Genomic DNA, 4,676 nt, shown 5'->3' with positions numbered 1-4,676 from the left:
TGGGTCGGTGTTTTTATAGTCCACCGGGCGCCTGAGGCGCGGCCGGCGGCCAGCAGGCCCGCTAAACCTCCGGCATCTCAGACTTTGGTTTCAAACACGTCACCCCGGTGAGGGATCCTCCTCCCGCTAATGGATCGCGGGAGACCATCCCTATTGGGGTCCCCGCCCGGAACGCCCTTCACGTAGTGTCTGGACATCGCCTTTTACCGGGGCTTTTTCGGATGCCGAGGAAAGGGAGCGTACCTTTACTCATGCGGAGCTTCCAGCAGCAAATTCCCGACCCTCCGATTCTCCCTGAATATCCAGAGGCAGTATTCCGATGGGGTACCGGCGCCTCGGTGGAACTGCCCCCCGGTCTTTCGCTGGCCGATCTGATCGCCGCCCAGGCCGCCCGCTCACCCGGCGCCCGCGCGGTGTCCGGCGCCGGAGGAGAGCTCTCCTACCGGGAGTTGGACGAGGCGGCGAACCGGGTCGCCCGCTGGCTCAGATCGCACGGCGTCACGCGGGAGAGCACCGTCGGCATCTGTATGGACCGCTCGCCGGACCTGCTGGTGGCGCTGGTCGGGGCGCTGCGCTCCGGTGGCTCCTACGTGCCGATCGACCCCTCCTACCCGGTGGAGCGGGTGCGCTTCATGATGGCCGACAGCGGCGCGCGGGTGATGCTGGCAGACGGTCACGCGCTCGGTCGCATCGGTGCGCCCCGTGACATTCCGGTGCTCCGCCTCGACCAGGACGCACCGCTGCTTGACGAGTTGCCCACGAGCCCCTGCCCGCGATGGAGCCATCCTGACGGTATCGCCTATCTCATTTACACATCGGGATCCACCGGACGGCCAAAAGGCGTCATGGTCACCCATCGAGGGCTGGTCAATTATCTTCACTGGGCGTCGCGTGAATTTCCGATGACCGGCGAGCGGGGAAGCCTGGTTCATTCTTCGATCAGTTTTGACCTGACGGTCACGGGGCTTTATCTTCCGCTGCTCTCCGGGGCGGACGTCACTTTACTGCCTGACGGCCCCGATCTCGTGGAAAGAACAGCGGACGAGTTGGTCGGCGGTGATTTCAGCATCGTCAGGCTGACCCCCTCGCATCTGAGGGCACTGCGCGAGACCCTGCGTGGGCACGGATCGGGCGAAACCCCGGGGAAGGTCACCGCGCGGGCCTTCGTGGTGGGAGGCGAGACGCTGCCCTCCGCGCTGGTCGAGGCGTGGCGTGAACTCGCGCCGGACACCGTGATCTACAACCACTACGGGCCGAGCGAGGCGGTCGTGGGCCGCGTCTGCTGGAGGGTCGGGCACGCCGATCCCCGCGGGGGAAGCACGCCTGTGGGCAGGCCCATGCACAACACGCGGATCCACGTCCTCGACGAGGAGATGCGCCCCGTACCGCAGGGGGAGACCGGGGAGCTGTTCATCGGAGGGCTGGGCCTGGCACGCGGCTATCTGGGGAGGCCGGGACTGACGGCCGGATGTTTTGTCCCCGACCCCTTCGGCCCGGCGGGAGAACGTCTCTACCGCACCGGTGATCTGGCGCGCTGGCTGCCGGAGGGGCTCCTGCAGTTCACCGGTCGGGTGGACGACCAGGTCAAGGTGCGCGGACACCGGATCGAGCTGGGTGAGGTCGAGGCCGCGCTCCGCGGGCTTTCCGGCGTCGCCGACGCGGCCGCCGCGGTTCATCCGCGCGGGGAGGGTGTCGAGCTCGTCGGTTACGTGGCCCTCGACGGCGGAGGGGAGGGGGTGGGGTCGTTGAGAGCGGATCTCCGCCGGATCCTGCCCGACCACCTGATTCCCGCGTTCGTGGTCGCCCTCGACCGGCTGCCGCTCTCGGCCAACGGCAAACTCGACCGCTCCGCGCTGCCGGCCCCGGCACGCCACGACAGGGCATCCGGGTCCGCCGGGGTGCCCGGCACGCCCGAGGAGGAACTGGTGGCCAGGATCTGGGAGGAGGTCCTGGAACTGCCGCAGGTGGGGGCTCACGACGACTTCTTCGAGCTCGGAGGGGACTCGATTCTCGCGATACGCGTCGTCGGCGAGCTGCGGCGGGCCGGCTTTCTGAGCGCTCCCGGAGACCTTCTGCGGCGACCCGTACTCGCAGATCTGGCCCGCTCCCTCGAATCCGTCTCCACACGGCGCGCGCAGGACCTCGCCGTTGAGCCGCGTGAGGGAGACGAGATCCCCCTGCTGCCCGCGCAGCGCTGGTTCTTCGACCTCGACCTGCGTGATCCCCATCACTACAACCAGGCGGTCGTCCTCGACGTGGCGGACGACCTCGACCCGGCCCTTCTCGGCGACGCCCTAGAGGCTGTGATCGCGGCACACGAGGCCTTCCGCTACCGATACCGGCGGCTCCCCGGTGGCAGGTGGCGCCAGGAGCTCGGCGCGCCGCCTCGCGGCGAGGGCCTTCTCACCCGCGTTCCCGGCACCAAGGGGCCCCGTGCCCTCGCCGGTGACCTGCACGGCAGCCTCGACCTGGAGGAGGGGCCCCTGCTGCGGGCGGCTCTGACGGGCGGCACCGGGGAGCGGCGGCTCATGCTGACCGCCCACCACCTCGTGGTCGACGTGGTCTCCTGGAACATCCTTCTGGACGATCTCGCCGCCGCCTGCGCGCAGCTGTCGCGGGGGGCGACGGTCCGGTTGCCGGACACCACGGCCTCGCAGCGGGAATGGGCCGCGCGGCTGGACGAGTACGCGCGTTCGGACCGGCTCGCCGCGCAGGCGGCCCACTGGGCGCGTGGGCACCGGCACCAGGAGCTTCCCGTCGACTTTCCCGGCGGGGCGAACGTGGTGAGTTCCGAGCGCGCCGTCGAGGTGCGCCTGCCGGCCGAGCGGACCAGGGCGCTGCTGCGGCACCAGCGGGGAGGCAGGGGGCCTCGGGCACACGAGATCCTTGTGGCCGCGGTGGCGCGTACCATCGCCGGCTGGACCGCCACCTCCGAGGTGACACTGGACCTCGAAGGCCACGGACGGCCCGCGCTCTGGCCCGACCTCGACCTGTCGAGGACCGTGGGATGGTTCACCGCCCTTTACCCCGTCGAGCTCAGTGTCCGCGCCGGCGGCGTCGACCAGGGGGCCGGGCCGTGGCAGGAGATCGCCGAGCAGTTACGCGCAGTACCCGACCAGGGGCTCGGCTACGGTGTCCTGCGCCACCTGGCCGGGCGTGACGGGCCTGCCGCTCCCGCGCCACAGACGCTGGTCAACTACGCGGGCCGTCTGGAGGGTGCCCCGCCGGCCGGGGTGCGATCCCTGGGCGCCGCGCGCTACCTGCTGGGCGATCCCGACCGAACCTTCGGGTCCCTCCGCGCGGAGGATGCCCTGCGTCCCCACCTGTTCACCGTCGTCGCCGGCACGCGAGGCGGCGAGCTGGTCGTGCAGTGGCGCTACTCGCGAAACACGCACCGGGAGAGCACGGTGCGCGAACTGGCGTGCCGGCTCGTCGAGGACCTGTCCCTGGCGGCGACCTCGATCCGCGGTGACGGTCCCTCCGACGGCCCCAGACCCGAGGACTTCCCCCTGGCAGGACTCGACGGCCGTGGTCTCGCGCGTGTCCTACGCGCGCTCAAGAAGTGAGGTGTCGTGCGTAGTCCCGAGCGTTCCGTCCGTGACATCTACCCGCTCTCCCCCCTCCAGGCGGGCATGCTGTTCCAGCACCTCCTGCGCCCGGAGGACACGGCCAACCTGGTCCAGCAGACGTACGTGATCGAAGGCCGGCTCGACGCGGACCTGTTCCGGCGGGCATGGCGGGTGGTGGCCGAACGGCACGACGCGTTGCGTACCGCGGTGGTCTGGGAAGGGCTCGACGAGCCGCTTCAGGTGGTGCTCGACGAGGTGGAGCCCGGCTTCGAGTTCCTTGACTGGCGCCCCCTGCCGGAGAGGGAGCGGGACCGGCTCCTCGCGGAGTTCCTCGACGCGGACTGGACGCGGGGCATCGACCTCACCGACGCGCCGCTGCTGCGCCTCACGCTCATCCGCGTCGCCGAGCGGCGGCACCTGCTCGTCTGTACCAACCATCACATCGTGCTTGACGGATGGAGCAAGTCCATCCTGCTGGGAGAGGTCGCGTCGCTCTACGGGGCGACTTCGGGGGTACCGTCTGAGCCCGTGCCCTACCGCGCGTTCGTCGAGGACCTGCGCGGACGGTCCCGCGGAGCGGAGGTGTACTGGCGGGACGCGCTGGCGGGCATGATCCCCACTCCGCTGGCGGGCAGAGAGGCCGGGCGGCCGAACGGAGGTCGCGAGAGCATCCGCCTCGGGGTCGGCGAGCAGGAGACCGTCCGGGCGCGCGAGCTCGCCCGGAGGCTGCGTGTCTCGTTCGCGACCCTGCTGCAGAGCGCGTGGGCGGCGATCATGTCCGCGTGGACGGGGTCGCGGGACATCACTTACGGGCTGACCCTGTCGGGGCGCGACGGCGAACTCGCCGCGGCGGGCTCGATCGTGGGTCTCCTCATAAACACCGTGCCCGTGCGGGTCCGCCTCGGTGCGCACGACACCCTGGCCACCGCGGCCGCCGCCCTGCAGCGGCAGCTGGGCGACCTGCGGCCGCATGCCGCCGCCCCCCTCACCGACGTGGCGGCCTGGGCCGGTTCGCCGGCCGGCGAACCGCTTTTCGACACCCTGCTCATCGTGGACCCCGAGCGGCTCCAGTCCCCAGGTGACGTCTCCCTGAGTGACGTCTCACCT

2 protein-coding genes are annotated in these 4,676 nt (G+C 70.6%); both read left to right on the top strand.

Annotated features, from left to right (window positions below):
* Window positions 1-338 precede the first annotated feature (338 nt).
* Window positions 339-3,566 carry a non-ribosomal peptide synthetase gene (locus ABT130_RS47000; protein ID WP_350966412.1) on the top strand — a complete coding sequence of 1,076 codons (3,228 nt, stop codon included), beginning with the start codon at window positions 339-341 and terminating at the stop codon, window positions 3,564-3,566.
* Window positions 3,567-3,572: 6 nt separating this feature from the next.
* Window positions 3,573-4,676: condensation domain-containing protein (locus tag ABT130_RS46995; RefSeq protein WP_350966411.1), on the top strand; the 1,104-nt coding region annotated here is incomplete at its 3' end.

It is taken from the genome of Streptosporangium sp. NPDC001681 (assembly GCF_040298085.1).
Classification (GTDB): domain Bacteria; phylum Actinomycetota; class Actinomycetes; order Streptosporangiales; family Streptosporangiaceae; genus Streptosporangium.
The sequence above is the reverse complement of the archived record's forward strand: the minus strand, read 5'-3'. Positions and strand labels throughout refer to the sequence as shown.